The organism is Fictibacillus sp. S7 (assembly GCF_004127935.1).
In the GTDB taxonomy this organism is placed as follows: domain Bacteria; phylum Bacillota; class Bacilli; order Bacillales; family Fictibacillaceae; genus Fictibacillus_C; species Fictibacillus_C enclensis.
The window spans coordinates 2,610,152-2,625,755 of record NZ_QJKL01000001.1 but is presented as its reverse complement, the minus strand read 5'-3'; the positions used below and the strand labels follow the sequence as shown (position 1 = coordinate 2,625,755).

Annotated in this window: 12 protein-coding genes; 4 read left to right on the top strand and 8 right to left on the bottom strand. The window is 47.7% G+C overall.

The annotated features are described in order from the left end of the window. The first annotated feature begins 5 nt into the window (after positions 1-5). Positions 6-833 carry a MetQ/NlpA family ABC transporter substrate-binding protein gene (locus DMO16_RS13505; protein ID WP_061974767.1) on the top strand — a complete coding sequence of 276 codons (828 nt, stop codon included), beginning with the start codon at positions 6-8 and terminating at the stop codon, positions 831-833. A 168-nt stretch (positions 834-1,001) separates the two neighbouring features. Here DMO16_RS13505 and DMO16_RS13500 read toward each other — a convergent pair whose 3' ends face one another. The 7 genes from DMO16_RS13500 to DMO16_RS13470 form a co-directional block, all read right to left on the bottom strand. Next, entirely contained in the window at positions 1,002-2,513 is a 1,512-nt protein-coding gene (locus DMO16_RS13500) for a SagB family peptide dehydrogenase (protein ID WP_129478025.1), read from the bottom strand. 22 nt (positions 2,514-2,535) lie between these two features. Next, positions 2,536-4,476, bottom strand: a complete 1,941-nt coding sequence (locus DMO16_RS13495) for a TOMM precursor leader peptide-binding protein (protein WP_129478023.1) — start codon at positions 4,474-4,476, stop codon at positions 2,536-2,538. Beyond that, entirely contained in the window at positions 4,473-6,359 is a 1,887-nt protein-coding gene (locus DMO16_RS13490; RefSeq protein WP_129478021.1) for a bacteriocin maturation protein, read from the bottom strand. The genes DMO16_RS13495 and DMO16_RS13490 overlap by 4 nt, the downstream gene beginning before the upstream one ends. Positions 6,360-6,503: 144 nt before the next feature. Continuing rightward, positions 6,504-6,815, bottom strand: a complete 312-nt coding sequence (locus DMO16_RS13485) for a heterocycloanthracin/sonorensin family bacteriocin (RefSeq protein ID WP_164988923.1) — start codon at positions 6,813-6,815, stop codon at positions 6,504-6,506. Positions 6,816-7,172: 357 nt separating this feature from the next. Beyond that, positions 7,173-8,609, bottom strand: coding sequence for a M20 family metallopeptidase (locus DMO16_RS13480; protein ID WP_129478017.1), 1,437 nt, complete (start codon positions 8,607-8,609; stop codon positions 7,173-7,175). Positions 8,610-8,621: 12 nt separating this feature from the next. After that, the gene (locus DMO16_RS13475; RefSeq protein ID WP_129478015.1) at positions 8,622-9,935 is read right to left on the bottom strand and encodes a M20 family metallo-hydrolase; all 1,314 of its coding nucleotides are present in this window, start codon (positions 9,933-9,935) and stop codon (positions 8,622-8,624) included. 30 nt (positions 9,936-9,965) lie between these two features. Continuing rightward, positions 9,966-11,507, bottom strand: a complete 1,542-nt coding sequence (locus DMO16_RS13470) for an AbgT family transporter (protein WP_061974755.1) — start codon at positions 11,505-11,507, stop codon at positions 9,966-9,968. Positions 11,508-11,770: 263 nt separating this feature from the next. On the opposite strand from DMO16_RS13470, the gene DMO16_RS24600 reads away from it, so the two are divergent. Continuing rightward, positions 11,771-12,001 carry a hypothetical protein gene (locus DMO16_RS24600; RefSeq protein ID WP_206738103.1) on the top strand — a complete coding sequence of 77 codons (231 nt, stop codon included), beginning with the start codon at positions 11,771-11,773 and terminating at the stop codon, positions 11,999-12,001. A 358-nt stretch (positions 12,002-12,359) separates the two neighbouring features. On the opposite strand, the gene DMO16_RS13465 is transcribed toward DMO16_RS24600, so the two are convergent. Then, positions 12,360-13,661 (bottom strand): hypothetical protein, encoded by a 1,302-nt coding sequence (locus tag DMO16_RS13465; protein WP_129478013.1) that lies wholly within the window; start codon positions 13,659-13,661, stop codon positions 12,360-12,362. 191 nt (positions 13,662-13,852) lie between these two features. Between DMO16_RS13465 and DMO16_RS13460 the strand changes: the two genes are divergently transcribed. Both DMO16_RS13460 and DMO16_RS13455 read left to right on the top strand, forming a co-directional pair. Beyond that, on the top strand, positions 13,853-14,638 hold the full coding sequence (locus DMO16_RS13460) for an SDR family oxidoreductase (protein WP_061974751.1): 786 nt from the start codon (positions 13,853-13,855) through the stop codon (positions 14,636-14,638). A gap of 143 nt (positions 14,639-14,781) precedes the next feature. Then, complete coding sequence (locus DMO16_RS13455) at positions 14,782-15,531, top strand: SDR family oxidoreductase (protein ID WP_129478011.1); 750 nt, start codon at positions 14,782-14,784, stop codon at positions 15,529-15,531. Positions 15,532-15,604: the final 73 nt, after the last annotated feature.

Sequence of the window (15,604 nt, the reverse complement as noted above, 5' to 3'; positions counted from 1 at the left end):
AAACTATGAAAAAGTATTTGTCTGCACTTATTTTACTGCTTGTGGTTGGCCTTTTGTCAGCTTGTGGATCTTCATCGAGTGGATCATCAGGCTCTGGTGATAAAAAGAATATTGCCATTGGCGCCACAGCCGGTCCATACAGCGACATGGTAACAAAAGCGATCAAGCCACAACTTGAGAAAAAGGGGTACAAAGTCAAAGTCGTAGAGTTTAGTGATTATGTACAGCCTAACCTGTCCTTATCCAAAGGATCCATTGATGCCAACTTGTTTCAACATAAGATCTATATGGAAAATTTCGCAAAAGAGAAGAACCTAAAACTGTCTGAGCTAATCAGTGTGCCAACCGCTCCAATGGGAGTATACTCTGAGAAATTTAAAAAAATAGAAGACATTAAGAATGGAAGCACCATTGCCATTGCCAATGATCCAGTAAACCTGGCAAGAACGCTGTTAATGTTCCAGGATGCCGGGCTTATTACCATCAAAAAAGATGTTAATCCATTAACGGCTTCTGAAAAAGATATACAAGACAACCCAAAGAAACTTCAGTTTAAGCCTTTGGAGGCTGCCCAATTGCCACGTGCAGTCGGAAGTGCGGATGTTTCCGCTGTACCGGGAAATTTTGCAATCGCAGCAAAAATGAATCTTCAGGATGCGCTATTCCTTGAGAACATGCCGGATCAATACCGAAATCGTGTGGTAGTGAATACGAAAGACGTGAAATCCCAGTTCGCTAAAGACATTAAAGCAGCGGTAGAGTCGAAAGAATTTGAACAAACAATGGATAAAGAATTTAAAGGCTTCGGCAAGCCGGAGTGGATGAAGAAGTAAATCTGAATAGAGTATTTTCATAAGAGTCGCTCCGGCGGCTCTTTGTTTTATATTCCAGGCTATCTATAGGGGGAGGGGATGGTGCGAAACCAGGGGACAGCTCGAATTACATGATGGGTGATAATAAATATACAAACGGCGGGGGATCCTAACCCGCCGTTTTATTCACTATAATGGTCCCTGTAATCTTGGCAGGGGACGTGAGCCCCCCACTGGCAGGAACAACAGGCTTGTTTTTTTCGTTTCCCTCAGTTTAAAGAGATCATCATAGGTATTCACATCAAACCCAAGGAGCGGATGTCCAGAGAGGTCCAACGCAGAAGCGGCGAGCAGCAAATGCTGGGACAAAATCCCGGCCTCCATGTGCTGGATGCGGTGGCCTCTGTATCCATAATTAGCTTGGTTATGGTCTCTTGCACCGGCAATGACAAAATGTAGTGGAACCTGGGCCAGGTTGACCGTGTCTGCCAGCAATCCATCCTGCAGCTCGGTGCGGAAATCACCTTCCTCAATAAGCGATAAATCATGGCTTGATTCATCGTAAGAATAAAATCCGTTCGGTAAACCTGCCACGCTGTATGCGTAGCAATACAGCGAAACATCCGATACATCCACATCATTTTGGTGAAAAGAGGCAGAGAAGGCTTCGTTTAGAAGAGCTGTTAATGTAGATTTACTTACCGTCTTCTGATAAAAGTCCAGCCCGGGAGAATGGCGTTTTTCACAGACAGAATAAAAGTCGTACGATAACCGCTCAGTTCGAGGAGGTTTTGGTATTTCGGTTTTCTCCCTTTTCCATGTTAACGAGTTCAGCAGGCAGGCTTCATTCATTTTTAGTATTACTGGGTATGGCCTGATTTCCCTTGATCGCACGTAATGACAATGGGAAAGTGGAGGCAGTTCGCTGGATAAGGAGGCGGCAGTGACCGATTCTTCAAGTTTCTCCTCTCTGGACCACTCCACCGCCGGATCAACGGAAAGAGGAAGTATCGCATATACACTTTCCTCTTGCCCGGATATCCCTAGAAGATGGTTAATGGCACGGTCAAGAAACTGATAATATACACGGCTTTGAAACCCGAGCCTCCTGCCCGTTTCCAGCAGCTGGCCGATCACAAATCCGGTGTCCAGTCCCTGCAGCCGGTAGGAAAAGTTATGGTATTTGAAAAAGTTTTTCCAGAAAAAAACCGAGAGAAAAACTGTGCCAAAGGCGGAAGAAACATCACAACGGCTCCCGAGAGCACGCTGGAGGTAGCTGTCAAAATTCCCTTCTCGCAAAGCGACCAATCGGTGATGTGCTGCATCATAGTGATAAATGCCATGTGGCAGGCCTTCCATTTTTAAATAAAGATACAGCTCGCTTGGATAAAGGGCGCCGCCCGAGGGGGCAAAGCGCCGGTAGGTGGTCCATTCTCCGGTCTGGTCATCAACCGGCAATGTCTGGCTGATCTGGGTAAGGCCGAATGTGAATTTTAAAAAGTGGCCGAGCTCTTCTAGGGATGGAATGGATGTTTTTTGCTCTTTGAAATGGAAAAGGGGAGAAATAGGCAGTTCTACTGACGGCAATTCCTGATACAGCTTATAGGGAAGGGGGGCGTCGTCCCAGTTCACCACCCAGTCCCCAGGCTTTACCCGGTCTGTCTCATAATGGAGTTTATATAAAAACTCATCGAGGTTCATAGTCTTCCTCCTTCGGGACGAATTATGGAAACGGATGGGGATAGGGGTTCAGGTCGCTGACGTTCAGCGGCTTTTTTGTATACCCGAGTTTCGCGGGTACGTTTAAAACACGGTCCAATCCTTTCAGGCGACTCAGATGATGGCCGAACGTCATGGGAATCATGCCAGGTATTATGACTTTGACACAATGAAGTCCGTTTCGTTTCAATTCCGGACTGGTTTGGTCCACGACAATAACTTCCATTTGAAGACGGCCAAATATGTTCAGGATATCCTTTAAATCGTCAAGCAAATCCGGCTGCTGGCGGGGCGGCGAGAATTCCTCGTCAAAGCGTCTTACGGCAGGTTGATCCAACAGGAACGACAGGCGTTCTTCTGTTTCCTTTAAGCCGTACAGCATCGAGTGGTCTTCCATTTGTTGGACGAGATAGGAATCGTGATACATGCTGACGTATTTTTCCCGGTTGTGTTCGAGCTTTTCGTCCAGGTTGAGCAGCATACCGGCAATCTCTTGTACCGCACCTTTTACTGCCCTCAAAGGATCAATGTGGGCTCCGGCGGCACAGACGACGTTCATGCCTGTGGATTTTGTACTTTTGGCAATAGCCCAAACACTTGGGATGCCGTTCTCGGTTGTTGAGTTATACAGCCGGACTTCATAGCCAGCCACCGTGCGTAAACGCTTGATCATGAGCTGGAATTCCTGATCATTGATTGATGCGGGATCAAGACACGGTAGAGGAAGCCGGCCGTACCATGTCATCAGGAAAGAATCACGCTCCACAATTTCAAAAATTCCGTAGAGGATGGCTTCCTCCAGACTGCCGCCAAGCGCACAGCCGTTAGAGGTTTCATAGACAAACCCTCCGCCGCATCCCAGGCTGTAGTAAGCAAAGGTCTCCGGTACCAATATCGGCCGTTCCTGTGTTAGCGAGTAGCCCCACACCCAATCAATCGATCGGTCAGGGGTGAGCGGCTGGAAAGGAAAATGGAGACGATTATATTGTTCCTCTGTATGAACGCCTACAGCTTTCGGGTTAAGGGCATGATCTGCCACCTCCGCATACGGAGCATAAATCGTTGTGCGTTTTCCTTTTGGCGCATAACCGCAGTATCTTTCGAGCCCCTCCAAGATGGCACCCTGTTCACTTTGAACAAAGGAATGGGTGCGTCCGGCGCATAATTCATTGCCCGTCAGCAAGGGCAGGTTCACTACCGTATCAGCGAACGGCGAAGTGAGGTCGTAGTGTTTTTGATTCAGAAGACCGGTTCGGTGGTCGATATAATTTCTGCCAAGTATCTTTTCCAGCTCTTCCAATGAGCGGCAGCGGAAGCTTTGGAGGGAGGCTTTAGGGCTGGGTTTTAAGTGAATCGTTGCTCTTTCTGCTGTATCCTCCGGCAGATTTCCGCATACCGGGCAATACGGATCAGGCAGAACGAGGTGGCTGGATAGCCGGAGCGTATTTAAGTGCAGAAGAAAGACATGTTCAAAGGTACGGCTTTTTTTCCCGGACAAGATCTGATGGACTTCCTCCTGTATAAGAAGGGAGGCATGTTTTAGACCGAGAGTGGAAGCCCAGGGATCATTTTCCGTTTGAGGATGGTCCATCATATATTCCTTCAGATGGAAATGTTCTCTCCGGTTTGAACCGGCCATAAAGCGGCGCTGGTCTGCGCACTCTGAGCAGCCCTCATGATCAGGCTCTACAAGGGGGCCGATGCAGGCTTCGCCAAAGGCAACAAAGCCCCGGAGCCAGGGAATGCCGGATGACCGAAAGACCTCTTCGGCTTTCCGGTGCTCCCCAGGTATCCAGGAATCGTGAAGCACCAGGGCGAGCGCTTGTTGATCCAAAACCGCTTCGCTCACTATAGCTGCCCTTGATAATGAGTACTGTCCGCATAGCTCCTCGTGTACCTGATCAGCCAACATTCCGCTGCCGATAATAACGATGGATTGGCTCATGTCTGTTCCACCCCGCTTAACACCACACCATAAATGTCTTTTGTATGTTCGGTGAAAAAGGATTCCGCTTGCAGCTCGTAAAATTGAGCCTTCTGGTTTAGCCGATTTAAAGCAGACAGAAAGGTTTCTTTCCATGTTTCTTCGTTAAAGGAAAACTCGGGCTGTTTCTCTTTATGGACGGTAACAGAGGAAGCGGTAACCCCATATGGGAAATGACAAATTTCCTTATCTTGAGCAGTTATCAAAGCCGTTTGCAATGCACGGCTTACCGCCATCTTTTGATTCAGTCCCACACTTCCATGCCAATTTTCGTCGCCCTTAACCCAAATCACCGGAAAACCGAGCACAGCTTCTCCAGAAAAGAGCTGAGGAGCCGGCTTGAGGGTTTTCAATGACTGCCATAAAAATTGGCACCGTTCATCTTCAAGGGAAGACAGGTTCAAAGGCGTTTCGCTGACACGGTAATCCTGCTTTTTCTGAAACACCTCGTGAAGGGCATTCTGCAGTGCCCTGCCCATGCCTTCCTCAGCCGTTTGGCCAATCCCCGCTCCCCAATAGAAGGGACGATTTTCACCAAAGAACTCATTTTCATAGTTGCTGATATATTGTTCGAGGCCAAACAGACCCGCTTCAAGGCGGGCTTCTTCATGGGTGAGACCTGAGCAAACGAGTTCGGGAAAGAGCTTGGATGGACCTTCTGAACTCGGATCAGCAACTTGAACCTTACACTGTGATAGCGGGAGCTGAGATAAATCTGCTTCCTCCCAAACATGAAAGATACCCGCATCCGTGGACGTGATTTGGAGGAAAAGGGGATGCAGATTTGTTGGCTGATGGGCGCGGGTTTCAAGACATTCAGCCGGGTTTTCAATAGGCTGTGCAGATACACGGCCGTTGACCAAAGGATGGGGAAGAAACGGCTGCCAGGTTCCTTCAAGTGTTTCAAGGTTAAGCTGGTAAAAGGATGTATCCTTTCGACCTTCATACACCCCTGTGACTTCTTTAAACCACTCAAAAACGGCCACGTTTGCCAACAGGGCACAAGCGGTTTGGGAAGGGGAAGTTGGAGTTGCTTGCCCCCGACGCTGGTGAATGCGGCGAAACGCAGATTCCCAGGAAACTTCCGATTTAGCAGTGACGACAGGGCCGGCAAAAGCAAGGCCGTTTGAAATGGTAACCGGAAGAAAGGTTTTTCCCTGTTTCTTGCAAAGGGAGTGAAGGGTACGAAGCTCGGTTAGATCACTGCCATGGGAACTATAAAGAACAGAATCATAGGGTTTTAGCTCCTTGCTCCAATCTTTGTTCGATGACTGCATAAGAATAATATTTGACTCGGAATCTTTTTTGGCGGCCTCTTCTATTATTTCTCTCAAAAACGGCTGGAGAGATTGTTGAGATTCGGTAAGAATGATCGTAAAGCCCGGTTGACCGGAGTGAATGAGAGATTGAACAAGAGAAGGAAGAAGTGAATCGGCTCCCAATACCGCGGCTTTTGTCTGACGGTAAACCTGGAACCGGTAGGCCCCTGAATTTCGGATTTGATCCAAATATTCAATTTGGGAAGCGTATTGACTAAGAACAGTGTCAGATAGCTGGTGAGGGAGGCTCTGGCTTACATCCCGGGCAAAGCCGTTTTCGTACAGAATGTGTGCAATTTTGTAGACCTGATCTTGAAAAGCCTCCGGCAGCCCATTTGTTATGGCTTGAAGTGTGCGTGTTCCGTCAAGCATCGGTGTCAATCTTTCCAGCCAGCGGTCGATGGTGCTGCCTTCCATTCGTAATGATTTTTCATTGTTCCGGACAGACACTCCCTGGTTCGAATCAGGAATGATAAACGTGTCCCTGTTCATTTTTAAGCACATTGAATCATTAACCTTTTGCATGATGGCCCTCCTTTTCAGAAAGCTCGACTATGACATCATTTAACTATATGGATCGCTGATTGTCCTTTATGTCTGTCTCCATAAAGAAAAGCCCTGCATTTTGAAAGGATGCAAGACTTTTCTTTGTGTCCCTGATTCTTTTACTTAACGGTGGCCGCCACAACCGCCGCAGCGTCCGCCGCAACCGCCGCAGCGCGCACAACCGCCGCAGCGCGCACAACCGCCGCAGCGGGCACAGCCAACGCATCCCACGCATCCCACGCATCCGCCGCATCCGCCGCATCCGCCACAGCCTCCGCATGGTCCGATACAGGACCCAACCACACAGACACCAACGACCACACACTGTCGCGCAGGATCATTCATGTCCTGATACTGCGGATAGTTCGGCTGAACATTGCTGACACTGACATCTTCCGTGTTTAATCCCTCAAGATTCCACTTGAATTCATCCAATACGATAACCTCCTTTGCCTAAAAGGTTGAACGAACAAAGACAACGCAAGGGACATCTGTCTTCCTGACAATTACCCTCACCATAAAGTATGGATTGTACTTGTACCAAGTTACGGTCAGGAGCGGAAACAAACACTTATGGGCTAAAGACTGATTGAAATTCTGTCTTTAATGATGGGGTTGTACATATAACGATTCATCAGGTGATAAAAGGGGGGATATTGTGGAGGTTAATATGGGAATCTTTCTCAGTGCTTTGGGGAGATTTCAATGATCTATCTCACCAGCCTGTCATTGTAGATTGAAATAAAAAGGCAGCCAATCCAATAGGAGAGCTGCCTTCTTTATATTGATTTTTTAAAGCGGAGAAGGTGTAATTCCTTCTGGTATCGGACACTCATACGCTTGTCCGTCTGTTTGCCCGGCAAGTTCGTCCTTGGCCTGCTTCACTATCTCAGGGTCCTGCAAAATCTCCCATGCTGTGCCTGCCAGCACTTTCGCTGCCTGCAGCATGCCTTTGTGGGCAAGGGAGGTGGCACCTTGGCTGACGAGCTGCCAGGTATGTAGCGGTGTGCCAAAAACAAAGCAGGATCCGAAGAACTGAGCGGTCGGCACCGTCCAGCTGACATCGCCAACATCGGTGGAACCGAACATCAACTCCGTCGTTTCTTCAAACGGAAGGACGGTTCCCAGGAAGGTATTATTAACCGTCTTCAGCCGGCTATTAGGCGTGAGCTTGTTGATTTCCTGGATCGTATTTTGAATATCATCTGCGGTAATCTGTTGGTGAATTTCTTCTGCAAACTTCATCTCGTTCTGGTCATAGTCAGGAATTCCATAGATTTCAAGCTGTTTATGCATAATGCTTCCGAGTGAGGTGTTTGGCAAGTAATTGGAGCACGCTTTATCGAACCGGACATCGACCTCGGTTTCTGTCATGAGTGCTGCCCCTTTGGCAATGTTCAGCACCCGGTTGTAGATGCTCTTCACATCGCTCATTTGCGGCCCTCGGATGAGATAAAGCACCTCAGCTTCCGGCTGAACGACGTTCGGTGACAGTCCGCCCGTATTGGTGATGGCATAGTGGACGCGTGCTTCGGGAATGATATGCTCGCGCAAGTAATTGACACCAACGTTCATGAGCTCTACCGCATCGAGTGCGCTTCTTCCCAGGTGGGGAGAGTTGGCGGCATGGGATGCTCTTCCTTTGAACGTAAACGAAATCTGATAGTTTGCGAGAGACGAGAATGAAAAGATGCCACTGTAGGAGCCGGGGTGCCATGTGAGGGCACAATCGGCATCCTTAAACAGTCCTTCTCTTATCATAAAAGTTTTTCCGGATCCGCCTTCTTCACCTGGACAGCCAAAATATTTAATGGTTCCTTTTACTCCTTCAGCTTCCATCTGTTTTTTTAAAGTGATGGCAGCCGCAAGAGGTGCGGTGCCAAGAAGGTTATGGCCGCACCCGTGGCCGTTGCCGTTTGGGACCACAGGATCCGGTGAAGCTGTCCTTGCGTGCTGGCTTAACCCGGGGAGGGCGTCATATTCGCCCAGAAGAGCAATGACCGGTTTACCCTGTCCGTATGTAGCGATAAAGGCCGTTTCGATCCCACCAACGCCCCGCTCCACGCTAAATCCTTCTTTTTCAAGCGCACCGGCGAGAAGGTTATAGGATTGGTATTCTTCGAATCTTGTTTCTGCAAAATCCCAAAGGGTGTCGCTGAGGTTGATATACGCATCGCGGTTTTCTTCAATGAGCTTTTCAATTTGATAGACAGACTCCGCTGTTTTCATCGTTAACACCGCCTATTTAAGAGTAAATTTCTCAACATGTGACACGAGCTTTTCAAGGGAGGCAACTGCAATTTTCATGGCGGATTCATCAATATCGAATTTCTCGTGATGATGGCCAGCAGCGAGCGTTGTACCAAAGATCAGATACGTGGCATAGCCGCCGAGATCCTTGACTCGTTCCAGCATATAGGTCGCATCCTCGGAGCCCGAGCCAAACGGAGAATCGCTGATCACTGAGTCTACACCTTCGATATCCTTTACGGTTTCCTCCACATACACTTTTAGTTCAGGGCTGGAATCACTCGTCTTCGCTTCTCCGACAACATCTGTTTTGACTTCCACATCGTGCATGGAGGCCGCTCCGTAAATGATGTTCAGCGCTTGTTTGAGGATATACTGATTAATCTCGGTCGTTTCGCCCCGGGTTTCCACTTTTAAATGAGCCGAAGAAGGTATGATATTTCGTCCGGTTCCGGCTTCAAACACGCCAACGTTAATTCTGGACTGGCCGGCGCTGTGCCTGCTGATGCCATACAGATTAAGCACAGCGGTCGAGGCAGCGAGGAGCGCATTCTTTCCGTCTTCCGGATTGCTTCCGGCATGTGCGGCTTTCCCTGTAAAGTCCACATCAATTTTCGTGGTGGACAGGAATCCATTGGCTCCGCTCACAATCTGTCCGAGCGGAATGCCTACTCCGATATGGGAGGCGAAAAAGACGTCTACGTCATCAACGACACCTGCCGCTACCATGGATTTGGCCCCGCGGACGCCTTCTTCCGCTGGCTGAAAGATAAACTTTACTTTTCCGGTCAGTTCGTTCTTATTCTCGGATAAAAGCTTGGCCAGACCGAGACCGATGGAGGTATGAGCATCATGTCCACAGGCATGCATCATGTTGTGGTTTCGCGACTGAAAGCCTTCCTTCACCGGCACGTGTGAAGCATCTGACGACTCCTTCAAATCGAGCGCGTCCATATCAAAACGGAGGCCAACGGTAGGTCCGGGTTTGCCGGTGTCCAGGAGTCCGACCACTCCGGTAAAACCTCCGGATAAGTAAGGAAGCCACTTAGGATCAGCCCCCTGTGCCAGAGCGCGTCCTTCCTGTTCTTTTAAAAAGGATTCTGAAGGAACACCCATGCGGGACTCTTCATCCACCACTTCTTTTCCTGCTTTTACCTCATATCCCCACTCTTCAAGACGGGAAGCCACAAGCGAAGCTGTACGGAATTCCACCCATCCTGATTCAGCGTGCTGGTGGAAATCCCTGCGCCATTCTACAATTTCGGGATATAAATCACGAACAGTACTTGTTTTCGTTGTTGTCATTTAAAATCACTCTCCAGGATGTTCTAAGTTTTAATTAATGTACATGCCGACTCCAGGTCCAACCGGAATACCGAGAAGTCCAAAGGCAAGAAGCAGGATAATCCAAACGACTAGAAACACAATCGTATACGGAATCATTAACGACATCAGGGTGCCGATTCCCGCTTTTTTGTCATACTCATTCATGAACGTCAGCAGAATGGCAAAGTACGGATTTAGCGGTGTGACCATGTTTGTAGAAGACTCACCGATCCGGTAGGCCACCTGAATGAAGGCGGGATTGTAATTCAGCAGCATGAGCATCGGCATGAATACAGGAGCTTCAAGTGCCCACAAAGCTGATCCGCTGATGATGAACAGGCTGAGGAAAGCTGTTACGAGCACAAAGCCTATAACGACGGGCAGCCCGGTCAAGTTGATGGAGCTCAAGCCGTCTGCTGTATTAACCGCAATCCATGTGGCCAGGTTGCTCCAGTTAAAGTAGGCAATAAACTGGGCGATGGCAAACACGAGCACAATATAGCCGGCCATGTCCCGGATGGAATCGGTCATCAGTGCAGGCACATCGCCCGTTTTCTTGATTTTTTTCATCGTGACACCAAATGTGACACCAACGGTAATGAAAAAGAGCAGGATGATTGGAACAATTCCATCCAAAAACGGTGAAGGGATAATGGTTCCGCCTTCTCCTCTCAACGGGGAGTTCGGAATAAACAACACAAGAGCCACTAGCCCGATGTAAAGAATGGCAGCGAAGAATGCGTTGCGAAGCGCCTTGTTTTCAAGGGCATTGGACGTGAAATCGAGCTCCTTTTTTCCAGTTTCTCCGTCATAGGCACCAAGGCGGGGTTCAATAAATTTCTCTGTCATCAGGCCTCCAACAATCGTCAGAACAACAGTGGAAACGCTCATAAAGTACCAATTATCCACAGGAGAGACAGACGCATTTGCATCAATGGATTGGGCCACCTCTGTTGAAATGCCGGAAAGAAGCGCATCCGTTCCTGCGATTAAAATATTGGCGGTAAATCCAATTCCCGAACTGGCAAAACCAGCAGCGAGCCCTGCGATCGGGTTCCGGCCGATGGAGTAGAAGACCACGGCAGCCAGCGGAGGAATGATAACAAAGGCCGCATCGGATGCAATATTGCCCATGATACCGATGAAAAACACGGTATAAGTGATAACCGATTTGTGTGCTTTAATGATTGTCTTTGTGATTACGCTCTCGAACAATCCGACGCGCTGGGTCAGCCCAATTCCGAGCACCATCGCCAAAACAAGGCCGAGCGGCTTAAATCCGGTGAAGTTTTCGAGCATCGATGTGAGCATGAATTTCAAGCCTTCACCAGAAATCAGGCTTTTGACTTTCAATGTTTCCTTGGTGGCAGGATGCACAACAGATACATCAAACAAGCTGACAATTGCAGATAAAACAATCATGAATAATGCCAGGTACACAAAAAGCATAAAAGGATGGGGGAGACGGTTCCCAAGCCGTTCAATGGTATTCAAGAAACCAGAAATGCCCCTTGCACTTCTTTTTTGAACACTGGCTGATAGTTCTGCCATTTCAAAATCACCTTCTTTTGCAGTATTTTTCATTTACGGAAATTGTCCGTTAATATTCCGTTAACAAAGTATTCAGCATAGTCTGACAAAATCCTTCTTCTTTTTTAATAAAAATTTAAATCATGTTAAGATTCCTTACATATAAATGGAATATAGAATATTAAAGGAGATTTAAAAATGAAAGAGAATTCATTTTATGGAGAATTTTAGTCGGATACGGAAAATTTGTAGAGAGGTGAATTGCTCTGAAACTATTTAATTTTTTGTCAAAGAACGTACCGGTTTATACCGCATTTGACCAAAGCATGTATTTTAAGGTGGCTGAACGATTTCAAAGCGAAGGTTTACATTACAAAGTGAAACGTGTGAACCAGGGCAGCTGGGCGCCAGGCTCTCACTTGAGTTCAAACGATTTTAATGGATCAACCTTCTATGAATTTTTTGTTAAACGTGGGGAAGAGCATATGGCCTATCACGCGCTGTCAAACTTATAAACGGAAGTATGGGAGAGTAGTTATGTTAAATGTAAAGCCGCTGGAAGAAAGAGATTATGAACTGATTAAAGCAGCAGAAGAAGTAATAGAAAAAATAAAAATATCGAAGTGAATTTTAAATGGATGAAAAGAATGCACTGACCGTTGAGCGGCTGTATTTTTTGCTGGCAAAAAATGAAAATGAGTGGTTCTGTGAGTAACGTACCCAAAACGGTGAGTAAGTGATCGATTTCCGTGAGTAACGTGTGCTTTTCGGTGAGTAAGCACCGGCAATTCGTGAGTAAACCCCCCAAAACCGTGGGTAACCTTGCTTAACATACCTCTTCCAAACGTAAAAGCCCTCCATGAAGGAGGGCTTTTACAGTTTCAGCTTATAGATTTTGCGTGGACGGCCACGGTATCCGGACTGCTCTTCGCCTGTGACCTCAGCCAGGTTCAATTTTTCGAGTTCTGTTAATATGCGCCTTGCGTTTCGTTCGGTTCCTTTTAGCCATTGCGATACTTCCAGGGCGGTAACGGTCTTCTTTTTATAATGCTGGGCCAACGATTGGATTTTTCCGACTACCGCCGGACTGATGTTGGCGTTTTTTAACGTTTCCTTCCACTGGTCACCGAATGTGCGTCCGTTATAGGACACCTGTTCATTCGTTTGCAGGCTTTCGGTTACGGTTTTGTCCTCATTCACCTGGATGATCACCGGCTTGTCATACCGGCGGGCGAACCGAAAGGCGAGTCTCACGTTTTGCTCAGCCTCAAGCGCCGTTAAGCCATAGCCGAGGCCAATGTTGATCTGCAAATTGCTGTGAAGTTTGGTATCCTCGATCAGCTGGTGCAGCGAATTGTCCCCGAAGTGGAGGTCCATTTCGCCACGGGTGGTATAGATGTAAAAGTGATCGTCACCAATTTGTTGAAAAGAACCGTGGACCAGTTCCGCATAATGAAGCAGAATCCGTTGCAGCTCCAGCTCCTGTTGCCTTCGTTTGTACGTATAAAAGGATTCGTCGGAAGAGGACGGAGAATCAAACACGGTGATGCCGAGAATGGCCGTCTGGGCTTTTTTATACCACTGCGACAGACCGTACTCTTTTAAATACTGGAGCATGAGCCGGATAGATGGTATACCGGGCGTTACCCGGTAACAAGGGATACCAAGTGCTTTCAGCTCAAAATACACCTCTTGGATAAATGTAATGGCAACCTCGGTTTTTCCCTCTCTGTACAGCTGGACATGAAAATCAATCAGATTCTCTGGAGGAAGGTAGCCGGTATACGGAAGGGTATACAGCTGAAAAGTCGGAATGGTTTCGCCGATATCCTTGAGTTCATCATCCTGAATACTGTCGAGGCTCATGGTCGAAAAAATTTTGTTTTCTTTCACCTGGGCTTCGAGCAGGGTTTTATACAGGCTGATGCCGTTTACCGGTGCATAGCTGCCTTCTTTTTCTTCGATGATTCCTTTGGCCAGAGCATAGTGGTAAGGGGCCTGTCCGGAAAAAAACCACTGGTCCACCCGGTGTTTGTTTTCTTCGATCAAAGCCACCGTTTCCTCGAGCTTTTTATAAACAAATGGGAGGACATCAATAGTATCGAAATGTTCTGCTGCTTTTTTGACCAATTCTACTGAATCGGACGGACCGATCACGCCTAACTGAATTCTCATGATAAAACGTCCTTTTAGGAGCTTCTGGCCTTCTTTTTTCAAGGCCAGAAGCTCCTCATGTACTGGATAACTCTATTCTTATCATAAAACAGGAAGGGAATGGTTTTCAAATCTTCCATGGAGTTTTAGCACAACGATGAAAAGGGAAGGGGAGAAGTGGAAGAGTAAATGATCAGGAGGCGTTTTATTATATGTCAAAAACCATTTTTATTACAGGTGCCGGAAGCGGACTGGGAAGAGGGACAGCCATTGGACTCGCCCAAAACGGGCATAAAGTAATTGCAACGACGGAACTGACGTCCCAGCAAAGTGACCTCATGAAGGAAGTGCGTGAAAAGAATCTCGATATTGAGGTCTTTAAGCTTGATATCACCAATGAGCGGGACCGCGAGCAAATCAAGGAGCATGATTTTGATATCTTTGTGGCCAATGCGGCGATCAATGAAGGCGGTCCGTTGTCGGAAGTTCCGTTGGATCGTTTCCGCGCGCTGTTTGAAGTAAACGTATTTGCCACGCTTGAAACGGTACAGCTTGCCGCTGCGAAGCTGGTGGAAAAAGGGTTCGGGAAAATTGTGTTTATGAGTTCCATCGCAGGAATTGCGGCTACTCCTTACGTTGGTCCGTATACGGCAACAAAACATGCCATTGAAGGCATCGCACAGACCTTGCGGAAGGAATTGGAGGAGTTCGGTGTACAGGTGGCGACCATCAACCCTGGCCCATTTGCGACTGGTTTCAACGACCGGAGTGCAGAGGAGAAGTACAAGTGGTTCGAAAAAGGAAAGAATTTCACACGGATCGAGGATATGAAAAAACAAGAGGAAAGTTTAAAAGATCAGTACGATCCGGAAGACATGGTCCGCAAGATGGTGGAAATCATTCCATTGGAGCACCACCCGTTCCGTACCGCCTATCCGGAGGAAACAGAAAAGAAAATGAAAGACTCCGAAAAGGAACATTGGGAACTGGAAATTTAAGAGCCGACATCAAAAAGCACTCATACAACGAGTGCTTTTTATCTTTGACAAAACCCATCCATTTACACAGATAGAAAGGTTCGCTAAACTTATAGACAGACAATTCAGCCAATACATACACATAAACAGAAGGAGAGTTGTTCATGTTTTCACTGGAAGGTAAGGTTGCGGCGATTACTGGTGCAACCAGGGGAATTGGCCGCGAGATGGCACTTGCCCTGGCGGAAGCTGGTGCTGACGTTGCGCTTCTACAGCGCAACACCGCCGATGAGACGGTAAAAAAAGAGATCGAAGCTCTTGGGCAGCGTGCAATGATTGTACATTGCAACCTAGAGGAGCAGACCCATGTTCGGGATGCCATCCCGACCGTGGTGAGAGAGCTTGGCAAGATCGATATTCTGGTGAACAATGCCGGCATCCAGCGCAGGTCTCCCTCGGTATCATTCTCGGAAACCGACTGGGATGATGTCATCAATGTCAATTTAAAGTGTGTCTGGCTGTTATGCCAGGAAGCAGGAAAGTTCATGGTTCCGCAGCAGTCAGGAAAAATTATTAACATGGCTTCCCTCTTATCGTTTCAGGGCGGATTGACAGTCCCGGCGTATGCGGCAGCAAAAGGTGGCGTAGCTCAATTGACAAAAGCCCTGTCCAATGAATGGGCGAAGGACAATGTCAACGTGAATGCCATTGTTCCGGGATACATCGCTACGGATATGAACTCTGCGTTGATTGCGGATGAAACGAGAAACCGCCAGATTCTGGAACGGATTCCGGCTGGCCGGTGGGGATCAGCTGAAGATTTTAAGGGCACCGTTGTGTTTCTTGCATCGGATGCGTCCAATTATATTCATGGTCATTTGCTGGCGGTGGATGGAGGCTGGCTCGGCAGGTAAGAGAGCCACAGTAAAAAGGCAGCGAGTCTGTTCGGAACAGAGCTGCTGCCTTTTTTGGGTAAATAGAGGTGTG

Bases quoted from the DNA above. Each gene is read 5' to 3' on its own strand.
- DMO16_RS13505 (WP_061974767.1), top strand. From the start codon at position 6: ATGAAAAAGTATTTGTCTGCACTTATTTTACTGCTTGTGGTTGGCCTT.
- DMO16_RS13500 (WP_129478025.1), bottom strand. From the start codon at position 2,513: ATGAACCTCGATGAGTTTTTATATAAACTCCATTATGAGACAGACCGG.
- DMO16_RS13495 (WP_129478023.1), bottom strand. From the start codon at position 4,476: ATGAGCCAATCCATCGTTATTATCGGCAGCGGAATGTTGGCTGATCAG.
- DMO16_RS13490 (WP_129478021.1), bottom strand. From the start codon at position 6,359: ATGCAAAAGGTTAATGATTCAATGTGCTTAAAAATGAACAGGGACACG.
- DMO16_RS13480 (WP_129478017.1), bottom strand. From the start codon at position 8,609: ATGAAAACAGCGGAGTCTGTCTATCAAATTGAAAAGCTCATTGAAGAA.
- DMO16_RS13475 (WP_129478015.1), bottom strand. From the start codon at position 9,935: ATGACAACAACGAAAACAAGTACTGTTCGTGATTTATATCCCGAAATT.
- DMO16_RS13470 (WP_061974755.1), bottom strand. From the start codon at position 11,507: ATGGCAGAACTATCAGCCAGTGTTCAAAAAAGAAGTGCAAGGGGCATT.
- DMO16_RS13465 (WP_129478013.1), bottom strand. From the start codon at position 13,661: ATGAGAATTCAGTTAGGCGTGATCGGTCCGTCCGATTCAGTAGAATTG.
- DMO16_RS13460 (WP_061974751.1), top strand. From the start codon at position 13,853: ATGTCAAAAACCATTTTTATTACAGGTGCCGGAAGCGGACTGGGAAGA.
- DMO16_RS13455 (WP_129478011.1), top strand. From the start codon at position 14,782: ATGTTTTCACTGGAAGGTAAGGTTGCGGCGATTACTGGTGCAACCAGG.